We start from the raw sequence: 26515 nt of genomic DNA, 5'->3' as shown, positions 1-26515 counted from the left end.
ACCTGTTTGCTTCATTTGAGAAGCCTGTCCCTAATAAGGGACAGGTTTTCTTGTTGTTGCCGAATAATTCCATTCTGAATGTAGAATACTATGCCAAAACGCTGAACGGGGTGTCCTGATGCATGTACAACTGAAGCGGCGCATTTATATTACATGTATTCTTCTTACGGGTTTGTTTATTTTGCTTATGATTCGTTTGGCTTGGGTTCAGGGCATTCAAATCAACCGCACGATGCCAGGATTTCAACGTACCGTTCGTGAAATGTCTGTATTGCAGCGAGAGCGTGGAGTGGTACTGGATACGGGACGAGGACAGTTTACCGATTATAAGGGGCAACCCCTAACAGGCAAGCTGGAATGGGGGTTGGTCCTTTTTCCACATTCAGATCAAACAAGTCATGCATATCTATCCACAATGGCAAATTCGGAAGTTAAGGAATTGGCGGCTCTCTTACATACTGATGTGAAGTCGTTACAAAAGGAATGGAATCAAGGGAACGCACCCCATTTCTGGACAGCAGGTGCCAACCAGCCGAGTACGTTGGCCGATTCTCAGGTTACCCGACTACGTGAATTGAAGGCAGACGGAGCGAGTGTGTATCCTCTCATGACACGTTATGGACAAGCAGCTACGGGCATGCAATGGTTGGGTTATCTTGCTGAACAGCCTGGGTTCTCGAATGTGCAGTCGGGTCACAAAAATGAGGTGAAGCAGCCTTTTGCCATGAAATCTGGAGCAGCTGGGTTGGAAAGAACAATGGAGCCTTTATTGATGGGCATTGGGCCTACTCTGTTAACACGCATGGTTACAGGTTCAGGAGAAGTTATTCCGGATATCCAGCCACGCGTGATTGCCCCCTCCAATACACACTATCCATTGCATGCAGAGACGACGATCAATATCGATGTGCAGCAAGGGATAGAGCAGATTGTGAAGAAGTCCGGAATGAAGGAAGGAGCTATCGTTGTGCTGGATGCAGCCAATGCAGACGTACGTGCAATGGTTTCGGCACCGTTCTATAATCCGCAGCATGTAGACCCTAAACAAACGGCTTGGTCGAATCGTGCCGTGCAGGGGGCTGTACCGGGCTCCATATTCAAAATCGTTACAGCAGCGGCCGCGCTGGAATATCACGCAGTATCCAAAGGGGAGACTTTTCATTGTGGTGGCGAGTGGGGGAAATATGGTCTGTCCTGCTGGAAGGAGCATGGGCATGGGACATTGAATCTGGAGCAAGGGTTTGCCGAGTCCTGCAATATTGTATTTGCTGAAACTGCTCGTCGGCTCAGTATGGAGCAGTTGGAACGTACGGCAGATGCTTTGGGATTGGCACGTCCAGTTGGCTGGGAGGGAAAGCAAATCGCAGGAATGACGGTACTGCATCATTTTGATCATGAGGACGCAGGAAGAGTGAGACTGCCATCCGTCTCTCCTCTGGATGAAGGAGCCAAGGTACAGACGGCTATCGGTCAGCGGGACGTTCTGGTGACTCCATTACAAGCGGCTAATCTGATCGTTACGCTCTTGCATGATGGCAAGGTGAGTGCTCCACGCCTTGTTCAGCGTATCCGATATGCCGATGGCGATACGATGCTGGATATGCCGATGCATGATTCACCATCTTCGGCAGGACGGATCTCTCCAGCTACGGCGCATCAACTGTTATCTTGGATGAAGAAGGTTGTCAGTGACGGAACGGGAAAATCCCTGCAACATGCACGGTGGCAGGTGGCAGGGAAGTCAGGCACAGCACAGGTACAGCAGCATGGAGAGAAACGTAACCATCAATGGTTTATCGGGTATGGACCTACGGAACAACCCAAATATGCTGTAGCTGTCCTTGTCCAAAACGTTGCTCCAAGCAGCCGTCATCAAGCAACGGCGATGTTCAGAAAAGTGATGGACTATTTGGCTGAATCCTCATGATTACCGGGAGGAGCAGGTTCTTGCACCGAAGGCTCAGTATTCATACCAGAGGTGGTGCTACCCGGTGTGTCCATCACTAATGGGGAGGATTCGAATTCATCCTTCGGCAAGTGAATCCATTGCTGGAGATATCCTTGTTGCAGTAGTTCTTTGAGCAGAATCAGCAGCACCGGAGACAATACCACACCGGCCAGACCAAAGACGGAGAGCGAGATCAGCATAAAAGAAAGCATCAAGTATGCGGAAGAGACTCCGATTGAATTACCCGATATTTTGGGCTCCAGCAGTTGGCGTGTCAGCATGGTTACAGCAAGGACTACAATTAAGCCAATCGCAAGGCTACTATTCCCCACAATGAACAGATACACAATCCACGGAATGAATATAACTGGAACACCCAGCAAAGGCACAAGGTCAAAAACGGCGCAGATGGCTGCGATGGTGAAGGCATTGGCAGTTCCAAGAATCAACAAGCCTGCATAAATCAATACAAAAGTAATCAGCATCATAATCATTTGGGCCTTCAAATACGAACGGATCGTCTTGAACACATGATTACGCATAAATTCAAGAGCCAGCTTCAACGTTTTTGGTGTTTTGGCCCGGGCAAATTTCCGCCAGGATTCAATCTCGATACTGAGAAAGAACGCGAGAATAATGGCAATCCCGAAATTAGTAATAAAGGAAGAAAATGAACTGAGAAAACCGATGACGATTTGTGCACCACTGGTCACCCATTTGGACAGAAATCCGGTCAGTGTAGCAAAATAGTCACTAACCTTCTCGATTATTCCGTCAGGTAAAGCATCGGACTTGTCCTGAATAAAATAAACCAGATTGGTGAATTCACGCTGGACCATCTCGATATAATAAGGAAAATTATCCTGCAAATTAGAAATTTGGGATACGATAATTAATCCCAATCCAAAAAAGGCAGCAACAATAACAGCAAGAAACAACAAAACCGAAATAGCGGCGCCCAAGGTTTTGGGCAATCCTTTGCGGTGCAGAAATCTTGCCAGGGGTTCGATCATCCAATACACTATAAATGAAAGAAAAACTGGCGCAGCCAATTGATATAATCGACTGAATCCGTACATGATAAAGTACACGGTTAATACGAGCAGCGCAATGTCAAAGACGGTGCGCCCATATTTTTTGTAAAGCGGCAGCATGGGCAGGGCTCCTTTGTTGGTCATTAAGGTAAAAATTAGGATGCATTTATTGTACACGATAGCTATCTTTTTGGGAAAAGAGGATTCAAGAAAAGGCTGAATTATGATAAAATTAAAGGCGGTTTATTTTGGTTAGTGCTATATTATGGCACGGTAATTCAGCAAGAGAAGCGGGGAGTTTGTAGCATGACAAATTTACTTCAGAGCATATTACTGTGGTTATTGTACATTTCATCGTTTTACGCCTTTATTCCGAGTTTAGTTAGCAGATTTTTCGGTTTTCGTGTGTTCAGGCGCGGGAGAAGTGAGACGGAGTTTTCCTTAACCTTTGATGATGGGCCGGACCCGGAATACACACCCAGATTGCTTGATTTACTACACCAGTATGGGGCAAAGGCAACGTTTTTTGTAGTCGGGGAGCATGCAGCCCGTCATCCCGAACTCATTCAGCGTATACATGAGGAAGGTCATCTTCTCGGAATTCATAATTATATTCACAAAACGAATTGGTTGATGCGACCGCGTACGGTTCGAGATCAGATTCAACGAACAGGTCAGATTATTCAGGAGGTTACGGGGGTAAGAACTTGTTATTATCGTCCACCGTGGGGGATTATGAATCTGTTTGATTTTTTCAGTAAAAAAGATCGTCGGATTATTCTGTGGTCGTCCATGTTTGAGGACTGGAGAAGTAGTGTAGGCGTTGAGAAATTGACAGAACGAATGTTGAAGGAGCTAAGGGGCGGAGAGGTCATGTTGCTGCATGATCGAGGGACTACCCTCGGCGCTGATGCACACGCGCCGGAGCAGATGCTCCAGGCGCTCGAAGTCGTATTGCAGGAGGCAAACAGGCAGCAGTTGCACAGTGTACGCATCGATACGTTGATGGGAGGCGTTACGGTGAGCGAACCTAAAAGTACAAATCAACCACAAACACATTTATCACCTTGGAAACGGATGGTTGTTGCTTTGTGGCTAGGGTGGGAGAAGTTGTTTCATTGGGTATACCATCTGCATACAGCGTCACCGGAGGACCCATTGCTGCATTACCGCTCCCGCGTATATCATGGAGCATTGGTTGAAATGAATGACGGGCATGTGATTCGTAACGGAGATCCGGTTATTGAACTTCATTTTGATAATAAAAAGCTTTTCGATCTAGGTATGACTTCACGCTCAAGTATGCATCTGGCCATTCGCATGATTCGGGCCATGGAACAGCAACTTCCTGATTTGGCCCGGCAGGTCGCACTTGAACCTGAACTTCGTTCAGCCAAGGCTCTATACGGTGTGAGCATGATTAACCGGGGACCGGAGAAATTCGGGTTTACGGTTCGGGAGTTGGCTCCTGGGCCGTTCAGTTCTGCATCCAAAGTGTATCTGAAACTGCTGCTAAGCGTCATTCATCCGGCAGGAACGAAACGTCTGAAGCAGCGATCCGAACAATTGGTTCCAAAAATGATTGCCATGCCTCTTGACGTGTTGCTGGATCGATATGGTCAGCACGCATTGGTAGCTGCAACGGCGGAACATCCCTCTGAGGAATTGTTGGTTCCTGAACAGGATCTTGTACCTGAACGAAACTGATTGCGAAATGAATAAAGAAAAGGGTTGCCCTTCGCCGAAGTCGGCTGAAGAGCAACCCTTTATTTATGTTTCCGATATAGAAATTCACCGGATATCTCATACTTGAATTAGATACTCAGTACGCCGCCGTTGCTTGCATTCGTTACCAGTTTGGAATAACGAGCGAGGTAACCGGTTTTTACTTTCGGTTCAAAGCCTTTCCAACCTGCGCGACGACGTTCGAATTCTTCGTCACTGATATGCAATTCGATGATGCGGTTGTTCAGATCAAGTTCAATGATGTCTCCTTCTTCAACAAAAGCGATTGGACCGCCTTCAGCAGCTTCTGGAGAGATATGTCCGATACTGATTCCGCGGGATGCGCCAGAGAAGCGTCCGTCGGTGATCAGACCTACTTTGGCACCAAGGCCCATACCTACGATTTGGGAAGTAGGAGCGAGCATCTCAGGCATACCTGGTCCGCCTTTTGGTCCTTCATAACGGATAACGACAACATGTCCTTCTTTTACCTTGCCGTTTGCAATGCCTTCGAGCGCTTGTTCCTGGGAGTCGAAGCAAATAGCAGGACCTTTGTGATATCCACCAACCGAAGCGTCAACAGCACCAACCTTGATGATGGCGCCTTGTGGTGCAAGGTTACCAAACAATACAGCCAAGCCGCCTTTTTCGGAATGCGGGTTATCCAGGTGGTGGATGACATTGGTATCTTGGATTTCCTGACCTTCAACGTTCTCACGGATCGTTTTACCTGTTACCGTGATACAGTCGCCATGAATTGCACCTGGTTTCTTGAGCAATTCGTTCAGAACTGCACTTACGCCACCCGCATTGTGAACGTCTTCGATGTGAAGATCGGAAGCAGGTGCCAATTTGGCCAAGTGAGGAACGCGGTTAGCAACTTCATTGATTCGCTCGATTGGATACTCGATGCCTGCTTCATGAGCCAGTGCCAATGTATGAAGTACCGTATTCGTGGAACCACCCATAGCCATATCCAGTGCAAAAGCATTGTCGATGGCTTCTACAGTAACGATATCGCGTGGTTTCAGATCCAATTTGATGAGTTCCATCAGTTGTTTAGCGGATTGTTTAACAAACTCACGACGCTCAGGAGCAACAGCCAGGATGGTTCCGTTACCTGGCATAGCCAGTCCCATCGCTTCAGCCAGACAGTTCATGGAGTTCGCAGTGAACATACCGGAGCATGATCCACATGTTGGACAGCCGAACTGTTCAAGTTCAAGCAAGCTCTTATCATCGATTTTACCAGCTTGATAAGCACCTACGCCTTCAAAAACGGAGGTCAAGGACAGAGCTTTACCATTGCTGTCACGACCTGCCTTCATTGGACCGCCGCTGACAAACACGGTAGGGATATTACAGCGGAGTGCGCCCATCATCATACCTGGTGTGATTTTGTCACAGTTCGGGATACATACCATGCCGTCGAACCAGTGTGCAGATACAACGGTTTCCACGGAATCCGCAATAATGTCACGGCTTGGCAGCGAGTAACGCATACCAATGTGTCCCATGGCGATTCCGTCGTCAACTCCGATGGTGTTGAATTCGAATGGAACGCCACCGGCTTCACGAATAGCTTCCTTTACAATTTTACCGAATTCCTGCAGGTGGACATGGCCGGGCACGATATCGATGTAAGAGTTACAAACGGCAATAAATGGTTTGCCAAAGTCCTCTTCTTTAACGCCCGCTGCGCGGAGCAAACTGCGGTGCGGTGCACGGTCAAAACCTTTTTTGATCATATCGGAACGCATCTTCTTGGCTGACATGGTGTATTTCCCCCCAAATTTATAATATTGAGCAACATGAATGGAAATATAAATGGCAGTGCATCTGTCGTTTAATTTCATCCGTACTCTAAAAAAATTGACCAGTGATACTGGTTTCGAGCTTCCCGTAGTTTGTGAAGTTCTTTGCTGCTTTAAACCCGTGAACAACCCGGTTTTTCTATAGAGTCTATCACAACCGTCGTCATAATTCTACAATTCAATAGAAAGAAGCTTCAATCCATTAGTGGAATGAAGCTTTCTTGATTTGATGCACTGCATCAGGTGATCTTTCACCGCTACCTATGGGGATAGACTAACTGCTCCCGCCTTTGCGGCCAATCTCCCGATAGAATTCTTTATTATGAGTTTCTGAAGTTGCTTCTCCACCCTTGCGTCCAATTTCCTTATAGAACTGAGAATCATGCGCATCTGAAGTCGATTCTCCACCTTTTTTACCTATCATTTGGTAGAAGCTCCGATCATGCTTTTTGGATGTAGCCTTGCCACCTAATCTACCCGCTTCCTCGCGACTCATTTTGTGTTCAGACGTCTGTGGACGTGCCATTACAAATCACTCCTTATATCATAAGTAGATTGTTGTAGCGCGTATTCCTACTTACCACAACATTTCCAGCCTGAAACAAGTCGATTTGAATGGAAAGGAGCAGGATTTCAGTTTATCTAAACCAGGATGCTGAACGTTTTAATACCCCCTGATGGTTGAAGTGAAAGCGGGAAATATCGGGCTCAATGAGAGGGCGAAAGGCATGACGGACGGCTGGGTGGGCCAGCGTTATAGCGAACAGTAACGCAATGGAGACAATCACCGGAATATACAAGCTGGTCTCCAGATAGTTGTAAACCCCGGACCAGACCGCCAAGCGAACGAGAAATCCATGTAAAAGGAACACATACAGAGTGCGTCGTCCCAATTCAGTCAATCTGGATGTTAATGAAGGGACCCAGGCGAGAAATAATGATCCTGATCCAATTTCAAGTGCATAGATTCCGAGGCGGTAAATTCCTGCAAACCACTCATGATGTCCAAGCTCTGCATAAGTCATGCTTCCCAGTAACCAGCCAGGTGAAATGCTGAACCCTCCGAGTCCAATCCAACCAAGAAGAGCAGCAGATAACGTAGCTGCAATTCTTCGGCCCCAGCCGGATCGCAAATGGGAGCGGATGGACGCTCCGTAGTCATACCCGATAACAAAGAAAGGAAGGAACACAAACGTTCGGCTGAAGCTCAACCAGAAACCATCAAAGGGTAAATATCCGGCACATACTCCCAGCATCACGGCACCCAGTAATCTATAGATCGGCTTCCAGGAGAGTGTAAGACGAAGCAAAAGCCGCCAGCAGAAATGACTTGCCAGAAACCAGAGCAATAGATAAGGTGCAAAGAAAGACAAACGCATATGCGGTGTGTGGAATACGGTGAAATCCATTACTGCATACAGAGACTGAAACAGAAGGTATTGTAATGCAATCTGCTTAAGCACGTTACGGCCAGATGTACCTTTGAGTGAATGTCTGGCGAAGTAGCCGGTTACCCATACAAACAGCGGCATGTGAAACGTATATATCCACAGAAACAGAGCCTCTGCTCCTGCAAAACGCGTATTGATTGGTTCGAGAGCATTGCCTGCTAGTACACAGACAATGAGCATGAAGCGCAAGTTGTAAAAAAAGGAATCCTGATCTTTGTGAATGATGGTCGGTTTGTTCATGTTGTAGCCCCCCTGATAACCCTTGGCGATTGCAATCTGCTTCTGTAATAAGGGTAATATGGATGTGTAACATTAATTGTGATATATTTCACAAGAGTAAGCGCTATCCTTTCTCAAAGCTGTGACAACAAAATGAACGCTCCGGGATTGACAACGGTTGCATAGAGGCTGACAATGGGGAAAGAAGATGAGAAATTGTAAATATAAGGAGGGGAGAATTCATGTCGACGAATACCCGCCCTAGCCCTGAAATTGTTACGTTTGGCGAAAGCATGGGTTTGCTGACAGCAAAGGATACAAGAGGTCTCGAATATGCAGCGACTTTAGACAAATCATTTGGCGGCGCAGAGAGTAATCTGGCTATTGGTGTATCCCGGCTTGGGCATACCAGCGGCTGGTTTGGCCGCCTGGGTAATGATCCGATCGGTAACATGATCTTGAAGGCAATTCGTGGTGAAGGTGTAGATGTATCCAGAGCAAGGATGAGCGACAAAGAGCCCACTGGTTTGATGATTCGTGAGAACGCTTCCGGGAAAGCCTCGGTGCACTATTATAGGAAGCTATCCGCTGCAAGTGCGATTACTCCTGAAGACCTGGACACGGATTATATTGCGGGTGCGCAAATCCTTCACGTTACAGGCATCACCGCAGCAATAAGCGCGTCGGGACTTGCTACTGTTGAAGCTGCTATACATATAGCTAAGCAGGCTGGTGTGAAAGTGAGTTTTGATCCGAATCTGCGTCTTAAACTGTGGTCAGCTGAAGAAGCGCGTCCTGTTCTGCTTCGTCTGGCTGAGCAAGCGGATTATTTCTTGCCGGGTCTGGACGAGATGAAACTTCTGTATAACGAAGAAGATGATCAAAAAGTCCTTGAGCGTTTGTCCGCTATGAATGCAGTCTGTATCGTGAAGGGCGGCCCTGATTTGACCTACGTATTGGTGAATGGTACCCTAACGGAAGTTCCGTACTTCAAGGCAGATCATGTCCTGGATACGGTTGGGGCAGGAGATGGATTCTGTGCGGGCTTTTTGTCCGGCCTTATTAAAGGATATTCTCCGCAGGAGGCGACCCGTCTCGGGAATTTGACCGGTTCCATGGTAATACAGGCTGTTGGCGATTGGGAGGCGCTCCCGACGTGGGAGCAGGTCGAGGCCAAGCTGAACAATGTAGCTCATGTTGAGCGCTAGTCGCTGCTGATATCATATATGTCTCATCTTCGTTCTTTAATGTAAGGCTTGTAATAGACAACCACATTGACAAGGGAGAGAATGAAATGAAGAAGCTTCAGCTGCTACAAAAAATAACGGACAGTGGGGTTGTTGCGGTTCTGCGTGCAGATTCTGCTGATCAGGTTATCGCCATGGCCGAACAAGCCATCGCGGGTGGCATCAAGATTATCGAGATTACGATGACGGTGCCTAGTGCCCTCAAAGCCATCGAGAAATTAAGCCGTGTATACCATTGGAACACACAAGATCCAGAGAAATTTGCCATTATTGGAGCTGGAACAGTACTTGAACCTCAGACAGCGCGTGCCGCGATTATGTCAGGTGCCGAGTTTGTTGTGGGTCCTTCCCTGAACCCGGACACTGTGAAAATCTGCAACCTGTACCGGATTCCGATTCTTCCAGGGGTGATGACCATTGCGGATGTTCAACGTGCATTGGAACTTGGCGTGGATATTGTGAAGTTGTTTCCCGGTAATCTCTACGATCCGTCCATTATCAAAACGATGAAGGGACCTATGCCACAAGCGAATTTCATGCCGACTGGTGGGGTGTCCTTGTCCAATCTAGGTGACTGGATTAAGGGAGGCGCCGTTGCTGTAGGTATTGGCTCGGACCTTACAGCGGAAGCAGTGAAGACGGGGGACTTGAGTCATGTTCGCCGCAAAGCGGAACAATATATGGATGCTTACCGCAAGGCCAAGGCTGAATAGCGATGAATGATGAAGAAGGGGAGCCTCAGGAATGAAGGCTCCCGTTCTGCAAGCCGCGGCACCTGCGGAAGTGCAGAAAGGTGATGAACGTTGAGAAACCGATATAATACAGGGCGCAAGAAGAGGGGCATCGGGAAATTCCTGCTCGTTCTTCTGGCGCTCATTGTCATTGGATGTGGGTTTGTGGCCTGGAAGCTGTTTACGCCTTATGGACCACAGGAGATGGCTCAGACAGCCATGGAAACTGCAAATCAGGTGACTGTAACTGAAAAAGACAACTGGATTGATTTTGTACCGGACAAATCTGTTGGGGTGAGTGTTATTTTTTATCCAGGTGGATTGGTTAAACCGGAAAGTTATGCACCTCTTGCCCATGAACTTGCGGCAGCAGGACATCATACCATAATTGCAAAAATGCCTTTTAATCTGGCGGTAATCAAGCAGAATCTTGCAGATGATATTATTAAAGCCTATCCAGATGAACAATTTGTTATGGGAGGGCATTCTCTTGGTGGATCAATGGCAGCACGTTATGCGGCTTCCCATCCAGATGCACTTCAGGGCATCTTTTTCCTCGCATCTTATCCGGATGAAAAAGGCAGTGTGAAGTCACTGGGGATACCCGCGTTATCCATCTTGGGTACGAATGACGAAGTTGTGAATGCAACAAAGTATCAGAATGGTCGGGCATATTTGCCAGAAGATACGGTGTATTACACCATTGAAGGTGGTAACCATTCGCAGTTTGGTGACTATGGCCACCAGAGCGGTGACGGCGAAGCTGGGGTCAGTGAAGAGGAACAACTGTCTCAAACGGTTAAAACGACTGTGGGCTGGCTGGATACAATCAAGTAAGCTGCAATTTCAACGGTGAATGGAACGAATCCATAGCAGATGGGAACTGGGGGTGATACGTATGTCTATGCTTCAAATCCGTGGTAAGCAAGTTACCTGCCGAGGTATTCTTTTTGATAAGGATGGAACGCTGCTGGATTTCTTACAGCTATGGGGGCCGTGGGCGGAGTCTTTGCTGAATCAGTTGGAATCACAGCTGTCAGAGCTTGGTGCCTCGTTCACGGTGGAGCGTGAGCAAGTTCTCGGTACGGTCCGCAATCGCGAAGGTCAGCTGATCGGATATGATCTTCAAGGGCCATTAGCTATTGCCACGGTGGACGAGAGCAACGGTTTGCTTGCTGGGCAGTTGTATGCCGCAGGCATGCCGTGGAACGAAGCAATCACTACGATCCGCCATTTTTCCAGTGTCGCCATGGATGAGGTACGGCAGAGAAAAATGGCTGAACCACTGCCTGGATTAAATGCATTTTTGCAGAGCTGCCAGAAAGCATCGATTCCGATGGCAGTGGTCACTTCGGACAGCACAGCTGCTGCCGAGGAACATCTGGAGTGGATGGGAATCCGGTCATATTTTACATCGATTGTTGGCAGTGACCGGGTGACTCGGGGCAAACCGGATGGAGAGGCTGCGGTTCTGGCTTGCCGGGAATTACATATTCTTCCTGAGGAGGGTGTGGTGATCGGTGACAGCAATGGGGATATGCAGATGGGACGTAACGCAGGGGTGTCCTATAGAATTGGTTTCTGTCCAGAAATCCAGAGAAGCCACTATTTACATGACGCCAATGCAATTATCCAAAATTATGATGAGTTAAAAATCATCTCTGAATATTCTTCACAGGGGTGATCTCATAAAGGAGGAGAGAGGATGAACGCAACAGAACAACTGGCTGCCTGGATTAAGGAAAGTTCAAATATTGTTTTTTTCGGAGGGGCCGGAACTTCAACGGAAAGCGGGATTCCCGACTTCCGCTCTGCCGCTGGCTTATACCAGACAGAGCAGCATTCACCCTACCCACCGGAAGAGCTGCTGAGCCGACATTTTTTTGATCAGCATGCTGATATTTTTTATGATTTTTATCGAGGCAAAATGCTTCATCCCAATGCGATGCCCAACGGCTGCCATCGACTGCTCGCCAGATTGGAGCAGGAAGGAAAACTTCAGGCGGTTATCACGCAAAATATCGACGGGTTGCACCAGAAGGCTGGCAGCAGCAATGTCCTGGAGCTTCATGGTTCGATCCATCGAAACGCTTGTATGGATTGCAAGAGATTTTACGGGTTGGATGACATTATTACGGCAAAAGATACGGTTCCTCGTTGCACTGAATGTGGTGGCGTGATCAAGCCGGACGTCGTGCTGTATGAAGAAGAACTGGACCAGACGATATTATATCGTTCGGTTGACGCACTGTCCTCGGCAGATTTGCTGCTGGTTGGTGGAACTTCACTAACGGTGTATCCTGCCGCACAATTGATTACGTACTTTCAAGGGAAACACACGGTCTTGCTGAACGCTACACCTACGGCTTACGACAGGCGAGCTGATTTGCTGATTACAGACCCTATTGGTGAGGTAATGAATAAGGTGGACCAGCTTTTTGGTTAAACGTAAGTCGACATTGTCCGAATAACCGCATTCTCCGGCATACGGACCGGGAACTAGAGGCGGAACCTGGGGAAAGAAGGGATTCATGATGGTCTACGTAGCCAGCGATGCACGCTACGAAACAATGAAATACAACCGCGTTGGACGTTCAGGTTTGAAACTGCCAGCGATTTCACTTGGGTTATGGCATAATTTTGGTGGCATTAATAATGCGGAGAACGGCCGAAATATGATTACCCGTTCGTTTGATCTGGGCATTACGCATTTTGACCTTGCCAACAATTATGGTCCGCCGGCAGGTTCGGCAGAGCAGTTATTCGGTCAGGTATTGGCACAGGATCTGAAGCCATATCGAGATGAACTCGTCATCTCCACCAAAGCCGGGTACTATATGTGGCCTGGACCTTACGGTGAGTGGGGTTCTCGTAAAAACCTGGTTTCCAGTCTCAATCAGAGCTTGAAGCGCATGGGTCTCGATTACGTAGACATCTTTTATTCTCATCGTTATGATCCCGAAACACCTCTGGAAGAAACCATGATGGCGCTGGACCATATTGTTCGTTCCGGCAAAGCATTGTATGTCGGCATCTCCAACTATCCTGCAGAACAGACGAAGCAGGCGGCCGAGATTCTCAAAGGTCTGGGTACACCTCTGTTGATTCATCAACCCAAATATTCAATGCTGGATCGCTGGATTGAGGATGGGCTGCAGGATGTACTTGATGAGTATGGAACAGGCAGCATCGCTTTTTGTCCATTGGCACAAGGCGTGCTCACCAACAAATATCTGAACGGTATTCCAGAAGATTCACGTGCCAAGGGCCCGTCTGTGTTTCTGAATGAGAACAACATCTCGCCAGAGACATTGCGCAAAGTGCGTGCTCTGAACCAGATTGCAGCATCACGTGGTCAGAGTCTGGCCCAATTTGCTCTGGCCTGGGTATTGCGTGATGGCAAAGTAACCTCTGCGCTGATTGGTGCAAGTCGTCCTTCGCAGATTGAAGAGAATGTGGCTGCTCTCAGCCAGTTGGAATTCTCCTCAGAGGAATTGGAGCGCATTGAATCGATTCTTCGTCCGGAACCGGATCATAAATAAAGTTCAAAAGGTGCATCTTAGCCATAATGGCGGGATGCACCTTTTTTGTCTTTTATTATTTATGCTGACCTAGGCGATAGGAGATCCTACTTTTGATTACAGTATTATCGCTGGTTCGGTGGTACTTGGCGTGTCGCTTGATGCAAGGGCCTGTTAAGAATGTTCTCCCGGTACAGACTAGGGGCTTCCCCATGGAATCGCTTGAACTGTTTGGAGAAATACAGCGCATCTGGCAACCCCACGGAGGCCGATACCTGTTCAATGGACAGATCCGGACGTTCCCGCAGCAGTTGGCGCGATTTATCGATCCTCAGTTTAAGCAGGTAGGTAACTGGTGATAGTCCGGTTTCCTGTTTGAAAATGCGGGACAGGTAAGCACGGTTATAGCCAAGACTGGCCGACATTTGCTCAATCGAGACAGGGTAGGCATATTGAGTAGACATGTATTGAATCATCTGTTTTACAGTTCGTCGTATGGAAGATTCACCTGGTACTAAGGTTTGCCCCTGAGAAAGGTGATTTTGTGCCTCGGCTAGAATCATATATAACGTACCCAGCGATGTAAAATGAGAGCTTTCTTTTCGCTCGGCAAAAGCCGTCTGCATCACGGATAACCAATCGGAAATACCGCAGGAAGGACCGGCATGAAAGACGGATTTTTCCGGACGGAAACCTGCTTCCTCTATATGTTTGGCAGTCTGGCTGCCGGTAAAGGCCATCCAGCGGTATTGCCAGGGATTCCGGGCATGGGATTGGTAGCTTACAAGCTGCCCTGGTTGAATAAGGAAACAATCTCCTGCGGATAGTTCGTAGGTATGTAGTTCAGTACGGAACGTACCGGCTCCTTTTTCTACATAATGCAATAGATAATAATCGTATAGCTTCGGGCCAAGGGCGTGACCGGGAAGGGTCTGGCTTGCCCCTGCAAAGAGGACATGCAATGCCCCTTTTTCATAATAAACAGGATTGGAGGCAACCGAGTAGCTGAGTGCTCCACTTTTGCCAGAGGTTTCCGGAATTTGTTTTATCGGATCCCCCGTTAGACCTTCCTTACGTTGTTCAGTCATGATGACATTCCTTTCCTTCCTAGATGTTCCATTCATTATACGTCGAAAGGTCACATTTATCCATATGGAACACACATGGTTGCATTTCAAGAGGAACCGCCTTCTTGTATAATAACATTAAGAAAACCAACAACATTGAGATGGGGTGCAGCAGCAATGAACATAAATGAATTGAAACAAAAGTTTATTGACAAGTACGGAGAGAGTGGAGCGGACATCCGTGTGTTCCATGCCCCTGGGCGGGTGAATCTGATCGGTGAGCACATTGACTATAACGGGGGGTACGTGCTTCCGGCAGCGCTTGAATTCGGTACCACTTTGATTATCCGTGAGCGTGAGGACAACAAGTTGCAGTTGGCTTCCACGAATATGTCCTATGAAGGAACGCTGGATACGCCCTCGATTGGAAAAGAGAAAACAGGGGAATGGACGGATTACCCGGTAGGCGTCATGGTTGAACTGCAAGGCAAAGGCATAAAAGTAACCAAAGGTTATGACTTCCTCTATCATGGAGAAATTCCGAACGGCGCAGGACTTTCCTCTTCCGCATCGCTGGAGGTTCTTACCGGGTTTGCTATCCAGTCGCTTGAAGGTGTGAATGATATTGATACGGTTCAACTTGCGCTGCTGTCCCAAAAGGCAGAGAACGAATTCGTTGGCGTCAACTGTGGCATCATGGACCAGTTCGCTGTAGCTAATGGAGCAGAGGATCATGCGATCCTGCTGATGTGTGACACCCTTGAATATGAAAAAGTGCCATTCCGTACCGGCGCCTACAAGCTGGTCATTGGTAACACGAACAAACGTCGGGGGTTGGTGGACTCGGCTTATAACGAACGTCGCTCCCAATGTGAGCAAGGACTTGCCATTTTGAAAGAACAACTGCCTGCACTGAACTATCTGGCGCAACTTACACCTGAACAATTCGTTACACTGCAGGATCACATCAAAGATGAGAAGGTAAGACAGCGTGCCCAGCACGTCGTGGAAGAGAATGCACGTGTACTTGCATCGGTGGATGCACTGCGTGATAACGATCTGGAAACCTTCGGCAAGCTGATGAATGCTTCTCATGAATCCCTTCGTTATCTATATGAAGTGAGCTGCGAAGAACTGGACGTGATGGTTGAAGAGGCTCAACGTATTCCAGGCACTCTGGGTGCTCGGATGACTGGTGCAGGATTCGGTGGATGTACGGTATCTCTTGTGCATGAAGACGATGTAGAGCGTTTTGTAAGCGAAGTTGGAGCGGCATATGAAGCACGTACCAGTCTCAAAGGCGAGTTCTATGTATGCGGAGTAGGCGATGGCGTTAAAGAATTGAAGGAGGCGAAGTAAGATGGCGATTTTGGTGACAGGTGGAGCAGGATATATTGGTTCTCATACGGTAGCGGCTTTGTTGGAGCGTGGCGAAGAGGTAGTTGTACTGGATAACTTGCAGACAGGGCATCGTGAAGCTCTGCTGGGCGGAAAATTGTATGAAGGTGATCTGCGTGACAAGGAACTTCTGGCGAAGCTGTTCGCTGAGAACTCCATTGATGCAGTCATCCACTTTGCGGCTAACTCACTGGTTGGCGAGAGTATGAAAGATCCCGTGAAATACTATGACAACAACGTGTTTGGGACATTGTGCCTGCTGGAAGCGATGAATGCAGCGAATGTACGTCGCATCGTCTTCTCCTCCACGGCTGCTACTTACGGCGAGCCGGAGAAAGTGCCGATTGAAGAGAGCGATCGCACAGAGCCTACGAACGTATATGGTGAAACCAAGCTGATGATGGAGCGCATGATGTCCTGGTTCGATAAAGTACAGGAAATCAAATACGTCTCCCTTCGTTACTTCAATGCTGCCGGAGCCCATGATAGCGGCAAAATCGGTGAAGATCACCAGCCGGAGAGTCATCTTATCCCACTCGTACTGCAAACGGCATTGAAACAACGTCCACACATCGCCGTGTTCGGTGACGACTACGCGACAGAAGACGGAACCTGTGTACGTGATTACATCCACGTAAGTGATCTGGCGGATGCGCATCTGCGGGCCGTAGATTATCTCCGTAAAGGGGAGAACAGCAACGTGTTCAACCTGGGCAACGGTCAAGGCTTCTCTGTTAAACAGGTTATTGAGACGGCTAAGAAAGTAACCGGACTGGATATTCCGGTTGTACAGGAACCACGTCGTGCGGGTGATCCAGCTGTACTGGTGGCTTCGTCTGCCAAAGCAAGATCCGTACTGGGTTGGAATCCAAAATGGACCAATCTGGAAGATGTCATTCAAAGCGCATGGAGCTGGCATCAGTCCCACCCTAACGGCTACGGAAAAAACTAGGAGGCGAACATCGATATGTCACAGACTCAACTTGCAGCAGGTGCCACAGAGCGGACACCGGAGCAGCAGGAAGCACTGCATGCCATTGAACGTCTGGTAGCATTTTCCTTGCAGAACAAATTGATTGAAGAAGCGGATCGGGATTACAGCCGTAATCTACTGCTAGAACAGTTTGGTTTCTCCGAGCCGTATGCTGGAGTATTGAACGAGACGGTGTTGGATGGACCCCAACCATTGCTGGATACGTTAATTGATTATGGGTTCACCATTGGACTTATTCCTGAAAATAGCGATACGTTCCGTGATTTGCTCGATGCAAAAATTATGGGTCAATTGATGGCACGTCCATCTGAGGTGGTGCGCGCATTCCGTCATACGGAGCAGACTGAAGGCATTGAGGCGGCTACCTCGCAATTTTATGAGCTTTCAATTCATTCCAACTACATTCGGATGGACCGTATCTCCAAGAATGTGTATTGGACACAGGATACAGCTTATGGAGATATGGAGATTACAATCAACCTGTCCAAGCCGGAGAAAAGTCCAAAGGAAATCGCGATGGCAAAGCTGCTTCCGCCTCCGGTATATCCGAAATGCCAACTTTGTCGTGAAAATGTGGGCTATGCGGGACGGGTCAACCACCCGGCCCGTCAAAACCTACGTGTCATTCCTTTGGAATTGAACGGCGAACCTTGGTTCTTCCAATACTCGCCATACGTGTACTACAACGAGCACTGCATTATTTTCCATCACGATCATGTGCCGATGAAATTAACCAAGGATACGCTGCGTAGGCTGCTGGCTTTCGTGGGGGAATATCCGCATTACTTTATCGGTTCCAATGCCGATCTGCCTATCGTTGGCGGCTCCATCCTGACTCATGACCACTTCCAGGGTGGACGCCATACCTTTGCCATTCAAAATGCGAAGCCAGAGGCGGTATTCCGCCATGCTGGTTCGCCGGGGCTTACGCTTAGTCTTGTGAAATGGCCAATGTCCGTTCTGCGGCTGGCTTCACACGATCCTGCAGAGTTGCTCGAAGCGGGGAATGCCGTTTATGAAGCATGGAAGGTGTACAGCGATTCTACGGTGGAGATTGAGGCCTTCAGTGAGGTTGACGGAGAACAGATTCCACACAATACAGTGACTCCAATCGTTCGTCGCAGTGCAGACGGAGGATATGAGATGGACCTCGTTCTGCGGAACAATCGTACGAATGATGAACATCCCGAAGGGATTTTCCATCCGCATCGTGAAATGCATCATTTGAAAAAAGAGAACATTGGACTCATCGAAGTGATGGGCCTTGCAATTCTGCCAGGTCGTTTGAAAGAAGAGCTGGACAGCATCGCGGATATTCTTGCTGGGGATACCAAACTTGCTGAGGCGGCCAAAGCTTCCGAACATGTGTTGAACAAACATCTGGGCTGGGCAGAAGAACTGATCGAACGTTTCGGTCCCAACCTGAACAAGGAGCAAGCTGTCGCGCTCGTGCAGCAGGAAGTAGGCCTGAAATTCGCCGAGATACTGGAGCATGCAGGTGTATACAAATATGATGAGGCAGGACGTCAAGCCTTCCGTCGTTTTGTAAGCAGCATGGGATACACCGAATAGTAGTCAACTAACCAAAACACCCGCCCAATCATGAGCGGGTGTTCTTGTCGTTCTTGACATTTGTGTGCATTGGAATGAACTACCGAGCCAGTTATAATAGAGGGAAGTCCTAGAGTACCACAATGAATTGAGGAAATGGGGTTAATAATATGGAAAAGAAGGCATTGGATATTCCGTTGATCACAGATGCTGAGGAACTGCAAGGCATGGTGGGTGAACCGCATGAACATGTGCGTAACAAGGCAATCTCATTTGTGGATTCACATGTTCAGAACTTTCTATCCATATCACCATTATTTTTCCTCTCCACGTCCGATCGTGATGGGAAAAGTGATGTGTCACCCCGGGGCGATGGAGCGGGATTCGTAAAAGTTTATGATACATACCGGCTCATCTATCCCGAACGCCCAGGCAATCGGCGGATAGACTCCTTGTTGAACATTTTGACTAACCCTGGTATTGGCATGCTCTTTTTGATTCCGGGTCTGAATGAAGTGCTGCGCATTAATGGTACAGCGTCCATTACCAAGGATGAAGAATTTATCGCGAGTATGGGCTGGACCGGTAAAACGATTGGTGCGGCTGTCATTGTGGATGTGGAAGAGTGCTTTATCCATTGTCCGCGGGCATTCAAACAGGCTGGATTATGGGCCTCAGAAACCTGGGTGGATGCTGAAGATTTGCCTTCAACAAGCGAGATGTTTCGAGCCCACTTGCAGATTAACGGGTTGTTATAAAGTGAGTGACTATGGATTTGTTTTTCTATAAACGGGGTACTATAATTGGAGTTGCACTAAAAAATTCTAAACTCCATTGGAGGCGACATAGATATGAGATCATTTCAATTTTATAATCCAACCCGATTGATTTTCGGTAAAGGTCAGCTGGAAGCACTGAAAACCGAAGTACCGAAATACGGCAAACGGGTTCTGCTTGTATATGGTGGCGGCAGTATCAAACGCAGCGGTTTGTACGATCAGGTGATCGGTTTGCTGGAGGAAGTTGGAGCTGAGGTTACGGAGTTGGCTGGTGTAGAACCGAACCCACGTCTTTCGACGGTTCACAAAGGCGTAGACCTTTGCAAAACGAATAACATTGACCTGATCCTCGCTGTAGGCGGCGGCAGTGTACTGGACTGTGCCAAAGCGATTGCCGTAGGTGCTAAATATGACGGCGACATGTGGGACTTTGCTCAGCGCAAAGCCGTAGCACAGGATGCTCTTCCACTCGGAACCGTGCTGACAATGGCTGCAACTGGCTCGGAAATGAATGCCGGTTCGGTTATCACGAATCAGGATACACAGGAGAAGTTGGGCTGGGGCAGCGCGTATTCGTTCCCTGCGTTCTCAATTCTTGATCCGGTAAATACATATACCGTTCCTCTGGACCAAACGGTTTATGGCATGGTTGATATGATGTCCCACGTACTGGAGCATTACTTCCATCTGGATGCCAACACACCGGTTCAACTCGGATTCTGTGAGACGATTCTGCGCACAGTTATGGATGCAGCCCCTCGTTTGGTTGAAGACCTGGAGAACTATGAACTGCGTGAAACGATTCTGTACTGCGGAACGATGGCATTGAATGGTGTACTGAACATGGGTCTCGCTGGTGACTGGGCTACTCACAATATCGAACACGCGGTATCCGCAGTGTATGACATTCCGCATGGCGGAGGGCTCGCGATTCTGTTCCCGCATTGGATGAAGCATAATGTGGACGTCAATGTGGATCGTTTCAAACGTCTCGCGATCAATGTGTTCGAAGTTAATCCTGAAGGTAAATCGGACAAACAGATTGCTGAAGAAGGCATCGAAGCGTTGAGCAAATTCTGGACATCCATTGGTGCGCCTAACCGTCTGGCTGATTATGATATCGATGACAGCCAAATCGAAGTGATGGCTGACAAAGCCATGCTCTTCGGCCCATTTGGTAACTTCAAAAAATTGCAACGTGAAGACGTTGTATCTATCTACAAGGCTTCTCTATAAGAATAAAACATAAAAACACAGCGATGTGTTCTGGAACCGCACGTCTCCTTTAACGGAGATTTGCGGTTTTTTTGTTGTGAATAAGAGCGAATTGGAGAATGTTCCAGGAACTGGACCATTTTGCAACCAGAATAACCATTATCGGGTCTAGGAACCAAATGAGGAAAGATTTTGAAACATAACAGCACCTTGCTACGTATTTATTTACATGAGGAATGCCCAGTTGGATGGAATTGCGGCAAAAGAGAGGAGGAACGGGGAATGGAGTCAATCTATTGGGGGTGTCTAATCGGAGGGGCCATATTTGCAGTCGTCAGCCTTGTGCTAGGTGACTTGATTGATGGCTTGCTGGACGGGGCCTTTGAATTGCCAGGCCTTGATTTTTTCAAACCTGTTGTGCTGGCTGGTTCTATAACAACCTTTGGCGGAGCCGGTATTATGCTGACACGTTATAGCTCGATAAGTGCGATTTCGGCACTGATACTATCCCTGCTTATAGGTATTGCTGCAGCCATGCTGGTATTCTTTGCATATATCAAGCCGATGCGTAACAGTGACGTTTCCATTGCGTTTTCCATGAAAGAGCTATCCGGGAAAATTGGAGAAATCACCATTCCGGTACCAGAAAAAGGTTTTGGTGAAGTCATGATCAAGATTGCTGCCGGTAATACGGTGCACACGGCATCCAGCTTTGAACATCGTCCCATTGCGGCGGGAGCGCGTGTTGTAGTTGTGGATGTAACCGAAGGTGTGCTGCGTGTATCGGAATGGGATGAAGATGTACTTAAAGATGTTTAAGGTAGTTTAACCGCCGTTAGCAGTGTAAGCAGTCATGTATAAATAAGGGGAGAGATGTGGAATGAATAATCTGGATTTGGATGTGTTGTTGGTTCCTGCAATTGTTGTCGGTGTAATTCTGATTCTTGGTTTGGCGTTCTGGGCGAGGTACAAGACGGTTGGGCCGGATGAAGCCATGATCGTTACGGGTTCATTCCTTGGAAGTAAAAATATTTCCGACGATGACTCCGGACGCAAAATTAAAATTGTTCGTGGAGGCGGCGCATTTATCTTGCCAGTATTCCAGCAGTCAGAGTTTATCTCACTGTTGTCCCATAAGCTGGACGTTTCCACACCGGAAGTATACACGGAACAAGGCGTACCGGTCATTGCCGATGGTGTCGCCATTATCAAGGTCGGAAGCTCAATAGAAGACGTGGCTACTGCAGCCGAGCAATTCATTGGTAAGCCGGTAGAATCGTTAAGAGGCGAAGCACAGGAAGTTCTGGAAGGGCATTTGCGGGCCATCCTCGGAACGATGACGGTGGAAGAAGTATACCGTAACCGCGATCGCTTCGCGCAAGAGGTTCAAGGTGTAGCTGCCAGGGATCTGAAAAAAATGGGACTGCAAATTGTCTCTTTTACCATCAAAGATGTTCGTGACAAACAAGGTTATCTGGATGCCCTCGGTAAACCGAGGATAGCAGCCGTCAAGCGTGATGCTGAAATTGCGGAAGCGGAAGCGATGCGGGATGCACGTATTCAGAAGGCCAATGCAGAAGAGCAAGGGCAAAAAGCCGAGTTGCTGCGTGATACGAATATCGCTGAAGCTGCAAAAGAGAAGGAACTGAAAGTAGCGACGTTTAAGCGGGATCAGGATACTGCTAAAGCAGAAGCGGATCAGGCTTACCATATCCACGAAGCGCGTGCGAGACAAACCGTGGTGGAGGAAGAAATGAAAGTTGAACTCGTTCGTAAAGAACGTGAGATTGATCTGCAAGAGAAAGAAATTATCGTACGTGAGAAGCAGTATGATGCTGAAGTGAAGAAAAAGGCAGAAGCGGATCGTTATGCGGTGGAGCAGGCTGCCGAAGCGGATAAAGCCAAAAGAATGCGTGAAGCCGATGCAGTACAGTACTCCATTGAAACGCATGCGAAAGCTACTGCGGAGCAGAAGCGTCTTGAAGGGCAGGCTATGGCGGATGCAGAACTCGCTAAAGGTACAGCGGATTCAGAAGTTATTCGTCTGAGAGGACTTGCAGAAGCGGAAGCGAAGGAAAAACTGGCCGAGGCGTTCCAAAAGTTCGGCGAAGCTGCCGTGCTCGATATCATCGTCAAAATGCTGCCTGAACTTGCTGGTAAAATTGCGGAGCCGATCTCTGCGATTGATAAACTGACTGTTGTGGACACAGGTAAAGGTGAAGGCGCCACTCGTGTAAGCAATTATGTAACTGAGCTCATGGCGACGGCCCCTGAGATGCTCAAAAGCGTTTCCGGCATTGATGTGGAGCAGTTAATTAAAGGCCTCACCAAACCTAAAACAACAGCACCGGTTGCTATCCAACAGAGTGAACCTGTAACGACTCCCTCTATAATCGATAAGATTGTGGAAAAAGCTGGAGTTGACGAGTAAGACAACGAATTATAAAGCAGTCATGCTCTATTGACCTTAAGGCGAATTTTTGTTACTTTTTAAGCGAGACGTCCGGCGCGGTTTGCCCGCTTCCGGATGTCTTTTCTTTCTTACTAGGGTGTGACTGAATCACACCTAAGATGGTGTGAAAAAGAGGTGCAAATATTGAGTAGCCTGCAAGTAGCCAAAGCGCTAAATAATAATGTAATTATTGCACAGCATCCTGAACATGGAGAAGTTGTCGTGATTGGTAAAGGCATCGGCTTCAATCGGAAAACGAATGATATTATTCCTCTGATGGCTGTGGAGAAGATGTTCATTTTGAGAAACCAGCAGGAGCAGGAGCAGTATAAACAGCTTCTTCCACAAGTGGATGAAGCATTGATCGAAATTATTAACGAAGTCATTACGTATATTGCAGAACGTACGGACGTTCCTTTAAACGAACATATTCATATCGCACTGACCGACCATATTTCTTTTGCATTAAAACGGAAAGAACAAGGGATTGTTATCCAGAATCCGTTTCTATATGAGACCCGTGAAATTTATCCTGACGAATATCGTATGGGTGAATATGCGGTTCGTTTGATTAAAGAAAAACTGGGCGTAGATCTGGGAATGGATGAAATCGGTTTTATTGCGCTTCACATCTACAGTGCCATGACCAACCAAAATATTTCCCAAGTTCGCGAGCACTCGCAATTGATAACTGATTTGGTGAGCCTGGTGTCCACCCAACTGGATTATTCGTTTGAGACCGAGTCACTGGATTATTCCCGGTTACTGACTCATCTTCGGTTTGCCTTAGAGCGTGTCCGTCGGGGAGACAAAGTGGAAGAAATCCACAAATTGGATTCCCTGTTGAAGTTGGAATATCCTGGAATGTACTCGCTTGCATGGAAGCTAACGAAGGTGATGGAAAAAAGGTTGAATCTCCCAGTGTATCCTGCGGAAGTAGGTTATTTGACCATTCATTTGCAGCGCTTGAATCAAAGGAAAGAAGAAGAGAGTAAGTGAAAAAATTCCATCATTGGAATTCTGATTCGACAAATTTCGTGTAAAGGCTTGCATCGTTTTTGAAGTGGTGCTACAATGGTCTCCGTAATCAAGCAACTGAATAAACACAAACGACGTGTTACTGATTCGATCAGGCATGAGTTATCTAGAGCGTGATTGTTCTTACCTTATACCGGGTATGCTATACCCGAAGGTTGGACCAATTTGCTTTGTTAACTCGTGCCTTTTTTGTTTTCCCTTGCTTGCTTCACAACATAAAAATTTAAAAGAAAGGGTGGATACGACGCAATGTTTAAAAAGCTTTTTGGTGTATTGCAAAGAGTAGGTAAAGCTCTCATGTTGCCCGTAGCGATTCTTCCAGCAGCAGGTTTGTTGCTCGGGATCGGTAACATGCTTGTAAATCCGGATTTTCTGCAATATGCTACAGCGCTAGATACCCCATGGGTAAGCTCGATCGCGACGATTATGATGAATGCGGGTCAGATCGTATTTGATAATCTGGCATTACTATTCGCTGTCGGTGTAGCTGTCGGGCTGGCCGGAGGCGAAGGTGTCGCAGGTCTTGCGGCCATCATCGGTTACCTGGTCATGAATGTGACTTTGGGTACGGCTGTTGGTGTTACGCCGGCCATGATCGGTGAAGTACCCGGTTATGCCAGCATCTTGGGTATCCCTACATTGAGTACTGGCGTGTTCGGAGGTATTATCATAGGTATTACCGCCGCGCTATGTTACAATCGATTTTTCAAAATCGAACTGCCGTCTTACCTTGGTTTCTTTGCAGGTAAACGCTTTGTCCCAATTATCACTTCAGTCGTTTCCCTCTTAATCGGGTTGCTTCTGGTGATCATCTGGCCTCCAATTCAAAATGGGCTGAATGCTGTATCTCACTTCATGGTAGATACAAGTCCGACATTATCGGCGTTCATTTTCGGAGTGGTAGAACGGTCACTTATTCCGTTCGGTCTGCATCACATTTTCTATTCACCATTCTGGTTTGAGTTCGGTGAATATGTGAACAAAGCTGGAGATGTCATTCGTGGAGACCAGCAAATCTTCTTCAATCAACTGCGTGATGGTGTGAACCTTACAGCGGGAACGTTCCAAGTTGGTAAATTCCCGTTCATGATGTTCGGTTTGCCAGCTGCGGCGCTTGCGATGTACCATGAAGCAAGACCGGAGCACAAAAAGTATGTTGCAGGGATCATGGGATCAGCTGCGCTGACTTCGTTCCTCACAGGGATTACAGAACCACTGGAGTTCTCATTCCTGTTTGTAGCGCCAATCCTGTTTGCAGTACACTGTATCTTTGCAGGTTTGTCTTTCATGACGATGCAAATTCTTGGAGTCAAAATCGGGATGACATTCTCCGGTGGATTCATTGACTTCCTGATTTTCGGGATTATCCCGAACCGCACGCCTTGGTGGGATGTTATCATCGTAGGTTTGATTCTTGCAGTGATCTACTATTTCGGATTCCGATTGATCATTCGCAAATTCAACCTGAAAACACCAGGTCGTGAAGAGGCAACTCCTGAAACTGCTTCGGGCGGTGGAGGCTCAGGTTCAACGGATGATCTGCCTCACAATATTCTTGCTGCATTCGGCGGGCAAGATAATATCAAACATCTGGATGCCTGCATTACTCGTTTGCGGATTGAAGTAAATGAGAAATCCAGTGTAAATAAAGATCGTTTGAAACAATTGGGTGCATCTGGCGTACTTGAAGTGGGTAATAATGTACAGGCCATCTTCGGTACACGTTCAGATACGATTAAATCTCAAATGCAGGATATCATTGCAGGACGGACACCGGCACCAGCTCCAGCAGCTGTGGCTAAGCCAGCTCCTGAACAGGAAAAGGCGCAAGGTGAAGAAGGTGAACGTATTATTGCGGAAGACATCGTTATGCCAGTTAACGGCGAATTGATGGATATCACAAACGTTCCTGATCCGGTCTTTGCTGAGAAAATGACAGGCGATGGCTTTGCTGTTCTGCCTCATGATGGCAAGATTACTTCTCCTGTATATGGTAAGGTGTTTAACGTATTTCCAAGCAAACATGCCGTGGGCATTATGTCTGACGGAGGCAAGGAAGTGCTTGTTCATATAGGTGTCAACACGGTGAAGCTGAAAGGCCAGGGCTTTAACGTGCTTGTGCAGGAAGGCGACCTGGTATCGGCAGGACAGCCGATTATGGAAGTGGATCTGGAGTATGTGAAAGCTAATGCTCCGTCGATCATCTCTCCGATCATTTTCACCAACCTGCCAGAAGGCTCGACAGTAACGCTAACGAAAAGTGGGTTACTGAAAATTGGCGATCAGCCGATTATTGAGATAAAATAAGAAGTGTTACGACGATGGCAAGCA

General features: G+C 47.6%; 21 protein-coding genes and 1 pseudogene. 17 read left to right on the top strand and 5 right to left on the bottom strand.

What is annotated here, in order from left to right; all coding sequences use genetic code 11:
* Positions 1–118 precede the first annotated feature (118 nt).
* Positions 119–1927 (top strand): peptidoglycan D,D-transpeptidase FtsI family protein, encoded by a 1809-nt coding sequence (locus AC4PM4_RS14695; RefSeq protein WP_491613931.1) that lies wholly within the window; start codon positions 119–121, stop codon positions 1925–1927.
* On the opposite strand, the gene AC4PM4_RS14690 is transcribed toward AC4PM4_RS14695, so the two are convergent.
* Positions 1906–3102: an AI-2E family transporter gene (locus AC4PM4_RS14690; protein WP_491613955.1), complete on the bottom strand. Its 1197-nt coding sequence runs from the start codon at positions 3100–3102 to the stop codon at positions 1906–1908. The two genes, AC4PM4_RS14695 and AC4PM4_RS14690, sit on opposite strands and share 22 nt — an antisense overlap.
* Positions 3103–3288: 186 nt before the next feature.
* Here AC4PM4_RS14690 and AC4PM4_RS14685 point away from each other — a divergent pair, with 186 nt between their 5' ends.
* Positions 3289–4689: a polysaccharide deacetylase family protein gene (locus AC4PM4_RS14685; RefSeq protein ID WP_491613930.1), complete on the top strand. Its 1401-nt coding sequence runs from the start codon at positions 3289–3291 to the stop codon at positions 4687–4689.
* A 107-nt stretch (positions 4690–4796) separates the two neighbouring features.
* On the opposite strand, the gene ilvD is transcribed toward AC4PM4_RS14685, so the two are convergent.
* From ilvD to AC4PM4_RS14670, 3 genes and pseudogenes are all read right to left on the bottom strand, one after another.
* Positions 4797–6482 carry a dihydroxy-acid dehydratase gene (gene ilvD / locus AC4PM4_RS14680; protein WP_063566857.1) on the bottom strand — a complete coding sequence of 562 codons (1686 nt, stop codon included), beginning with the start codon at positions 6480–6482 and terminating at the stop codon, positions 4797–4799.
* A 316-nt stretch (positions 6483–6798) separates the two neighbouring features.
* Positions 6799–7047: pseudogene (locus AC4PM4_RS14675) on the bottom strand (KGG domain-containing protein); the annotation flags it as partial.
* A 112-nt stretch (positions 7048–7159) separates the two neighbouring features.
* Positions 7160–8212, bottom strand: a complete 1053-nt coding sequence (locus tag AC4PM4_RS14670; protein WP_491613929.1) for an acyltransferase family protein — start codon at positions 8210–8212, stop codon at positions 7160–7162.
* A gap of 221 nt (positions 8213–8433) precedes the next feature.
* Here AC4PM4_RS14670 and AC4PM4_RS14665 point away from each other — a divergent pair, with 221 nt between their 5' ends.
* The 6 genes from AC4PM4_RS14665 (at position 8434) to mgrA (ending at position 13711) form a co-directional block, all read left to right on the top strand.
* A complete protein-coding gene (locus AC4PM4_RS14665) occupies positions 8434–9399 on the top strand; it encodes a sugar kinase (protein WP_063566859.1) in 966 nt (321 codons plus the stop codon).
* An 86-nt stretch (positions 9400–9485) separates the two neighbouring features.
* Entirely contained in the window at positions 9486–10151 is a 666-nt protein-coding gene (locus tag AC4PM4_RS14660) for a bifunctional 2-keto-4-hydroxyglutarate aldolase/2-keto-3-deoxy-6-phosphogluconate aldolase (protein ID WP_063566860.1), read from the top strand.
* A 90-nt stretch (positions 10152–10241) separates the two neighbouring features.
* A complete protein-coding gene (locus tag AC4PM4_RS14655) occupies positions 10242–11006 on the top strand; it encodes an alpha/beta fold hydrolase (protein ID WP_090809499.1) in 765 nt (254 codons plus the stop codon).
* A gap of 61 nt (positions 11007–11067) precedes the next feature.
* Positions 11068–11853 (top strand): HAD family hydrolase, encoded by a 786-nt coding sequence (locus AC4PM4_RS14650; RefSeq protein WP_491613928.1) that lies wholly within the window; start codon positions 11068–11070, stop codon positions 11851–11853.
* A gap of 21 nt (positions 11854–11874) precedes the next feature.
* Positions 11875–12615: an NAD-dependent protein deacylase gene (locus AC4PM4_RS14645; protein ID WP_063566863.1), complete on the top strand. Its 741-nt coding sequence runs from the start codon at positions 11875–11877 to the stop codon at positions 12613–12615.
* Positions 12616–12703: 88 nt separating this feature from the next.
* Positions 12704–13711 carry an L-glyceraldehyde 3-phosphate reductase gene (mgrA, locus tag AC4PM4_RS14640; protein ID WP_063566864.1) on the top strand — a complete coding sequence of 336 codons (1008 nt, stop codon included), beginning with the start codon at positions 12704–12706 and terminating at the stop codon, positions 13709–13711.
* Between the two features lie 104 nt (positions 13712–13815).
* Here mgrA and AC4PM4_RS14635 read toward each other — a convergent pair whose 3' ends face one another.
* The gene (locus AC4PM4_RS14635; RefSeq protein WP_063566865.1) at positions 13816–14778 is read right to left on the bottom strand and encodes an AraC family transcriptional regulator; all 963 of its coding nucleotides are present in this window, start codon (positions 14776–14778) and stop codon (positions 13816–13818) included.
* Between the two features lie 156 nt (positions 14779–14934).
* Between AC4PM4_RS14635 and AC4PM4_RS14630 the strand changes: the two genes are divergently transcribed.
* The 9 genes from AC4PM4_RS14630 to ptsG all read left to right on the top strand — a co-directional run bounded on the left by AC4PM4_RS14630 (position 14935) and on the right by ptsG (position 26491).
* Positions 14935–16116 (top strand): galactokinase, encoded by a 1182-nt coding sequence (locus AC4PM4_RS14630; RefSeq protein ID WP_491613927.1) that lies wholly within the window; start codon positions 14935–14937, stop codon positions 16114–16116.
* A 1-nt stretch (position 16117) separates the two neighbouring features.
* A complete protein-coding gene (galE, locus tag AC4PM4_RS14625; protein WP_063566867.1) occupies positions 16118–17107 on the top strand; it encodes a UDP-glucose 4-epimerase GalE in 990 nt (329 codons plus the stop codon).
* 15 nt (positions 17108–17122) lie between these two features.
* Positions 17123–18721 carry a UDP-glucose--hexose-1-phosphate uridylyltransferase gene (locus AC4PM4_RS14620; protein ID WP_274568245.1) on the top strand — a complete coding sequence of 533 codons (1599 nt, stop codon included), beginning with the start codon at positions 17123–17125 and terminating at the stop codon, positions 18719–18721.
* A gap of 149 nt (positions 18722–18870) precedes the next feature.
* Positions 18871–19458: an MSMEG_1061 family FMN-dependent PPOX-type flavoprotein gene (locus tag AC4PM4_RS14615; protein WP_491613926.1), complete on the top strand. Its 588-nt coding sequence runs from the start codon at positions 18871–18873 to the stop codon at positions 19456–19458.
* Positions 19459–19551: 93 nt separating this feature from the next.
* A complete protein-coding gene (locus AC4PM4_RS14610; RefSeq protein ID WP_491613925.1) occupies positions 19552–20715 on the top strand; it encodes an iron-containing alcohol dehydrogenase in 1164 nt (387 codons plus the stop codon).
* 261 nt (positions 20716–20976) lie between these two features.
* The gene (locus AC4PM4_RS14605; protein WP_063566870.1) at positions 20977–21513 is read left to right on the top strand and encodes an NfeD family membrane protein; all 537 of its coding nucleotides are present in this window, start codon (positions 20977–20979) and stop codon (positions 21511–21513) included.
* A gap of 61 nt (positions 21514–21574) precedes the next feature.
* The gene (gene floT / locus AC4PM4_RS14600) at positions 21575–23125 is read left to right on the top strand and encodes a flotillin lipid rafts scaffold protein FloT (RefSeq protein ID WP_491613924.1); all 1551 of its coding nucleotides are present in this window, start codon (positions 21575–21577) and stop codon (positions 23123–23125) included.
* A 165-nt stretch (positions 23126–23290) separates the two neighbouring features.
* Positions 23291–24145: a glucose PTS transporter transcription antiterminator GlcT gene (glcT, locus tag AC4PM4_RS14595; RefSeq protein ID WP_491613922.1), complete on the top strand. Its 855-nt coding sequence runs from the start codon at positions 23291–23293 to the stop codon at positions 24143–24145.
* 288 nt (positions 24146–24433) lie between these two features.
* Complete coding sequence (ptsG, locus tag AC4PM4_RS14590; RefSeq protein ID WP_491613921.1) at positions 24434–26491, top strand: glucose-specific PTS transporter subunit IIBC; 2058 nt, start codon at positions 24434–24436, stop codon at positions 26489–26491.
* The last annotated feature ends 24 nt before the right edge of the window (positions 26492–26515 follow it).

It is taken from the genome of Paenibacillus sp. MDV22-iso6, from assembly GCF_058408365.1.
The sequence above is the reverse complement of the archived record's forward strand: the minus strand, read 5'-3'. Positions and strand labels throughout refer to the sequence as shown.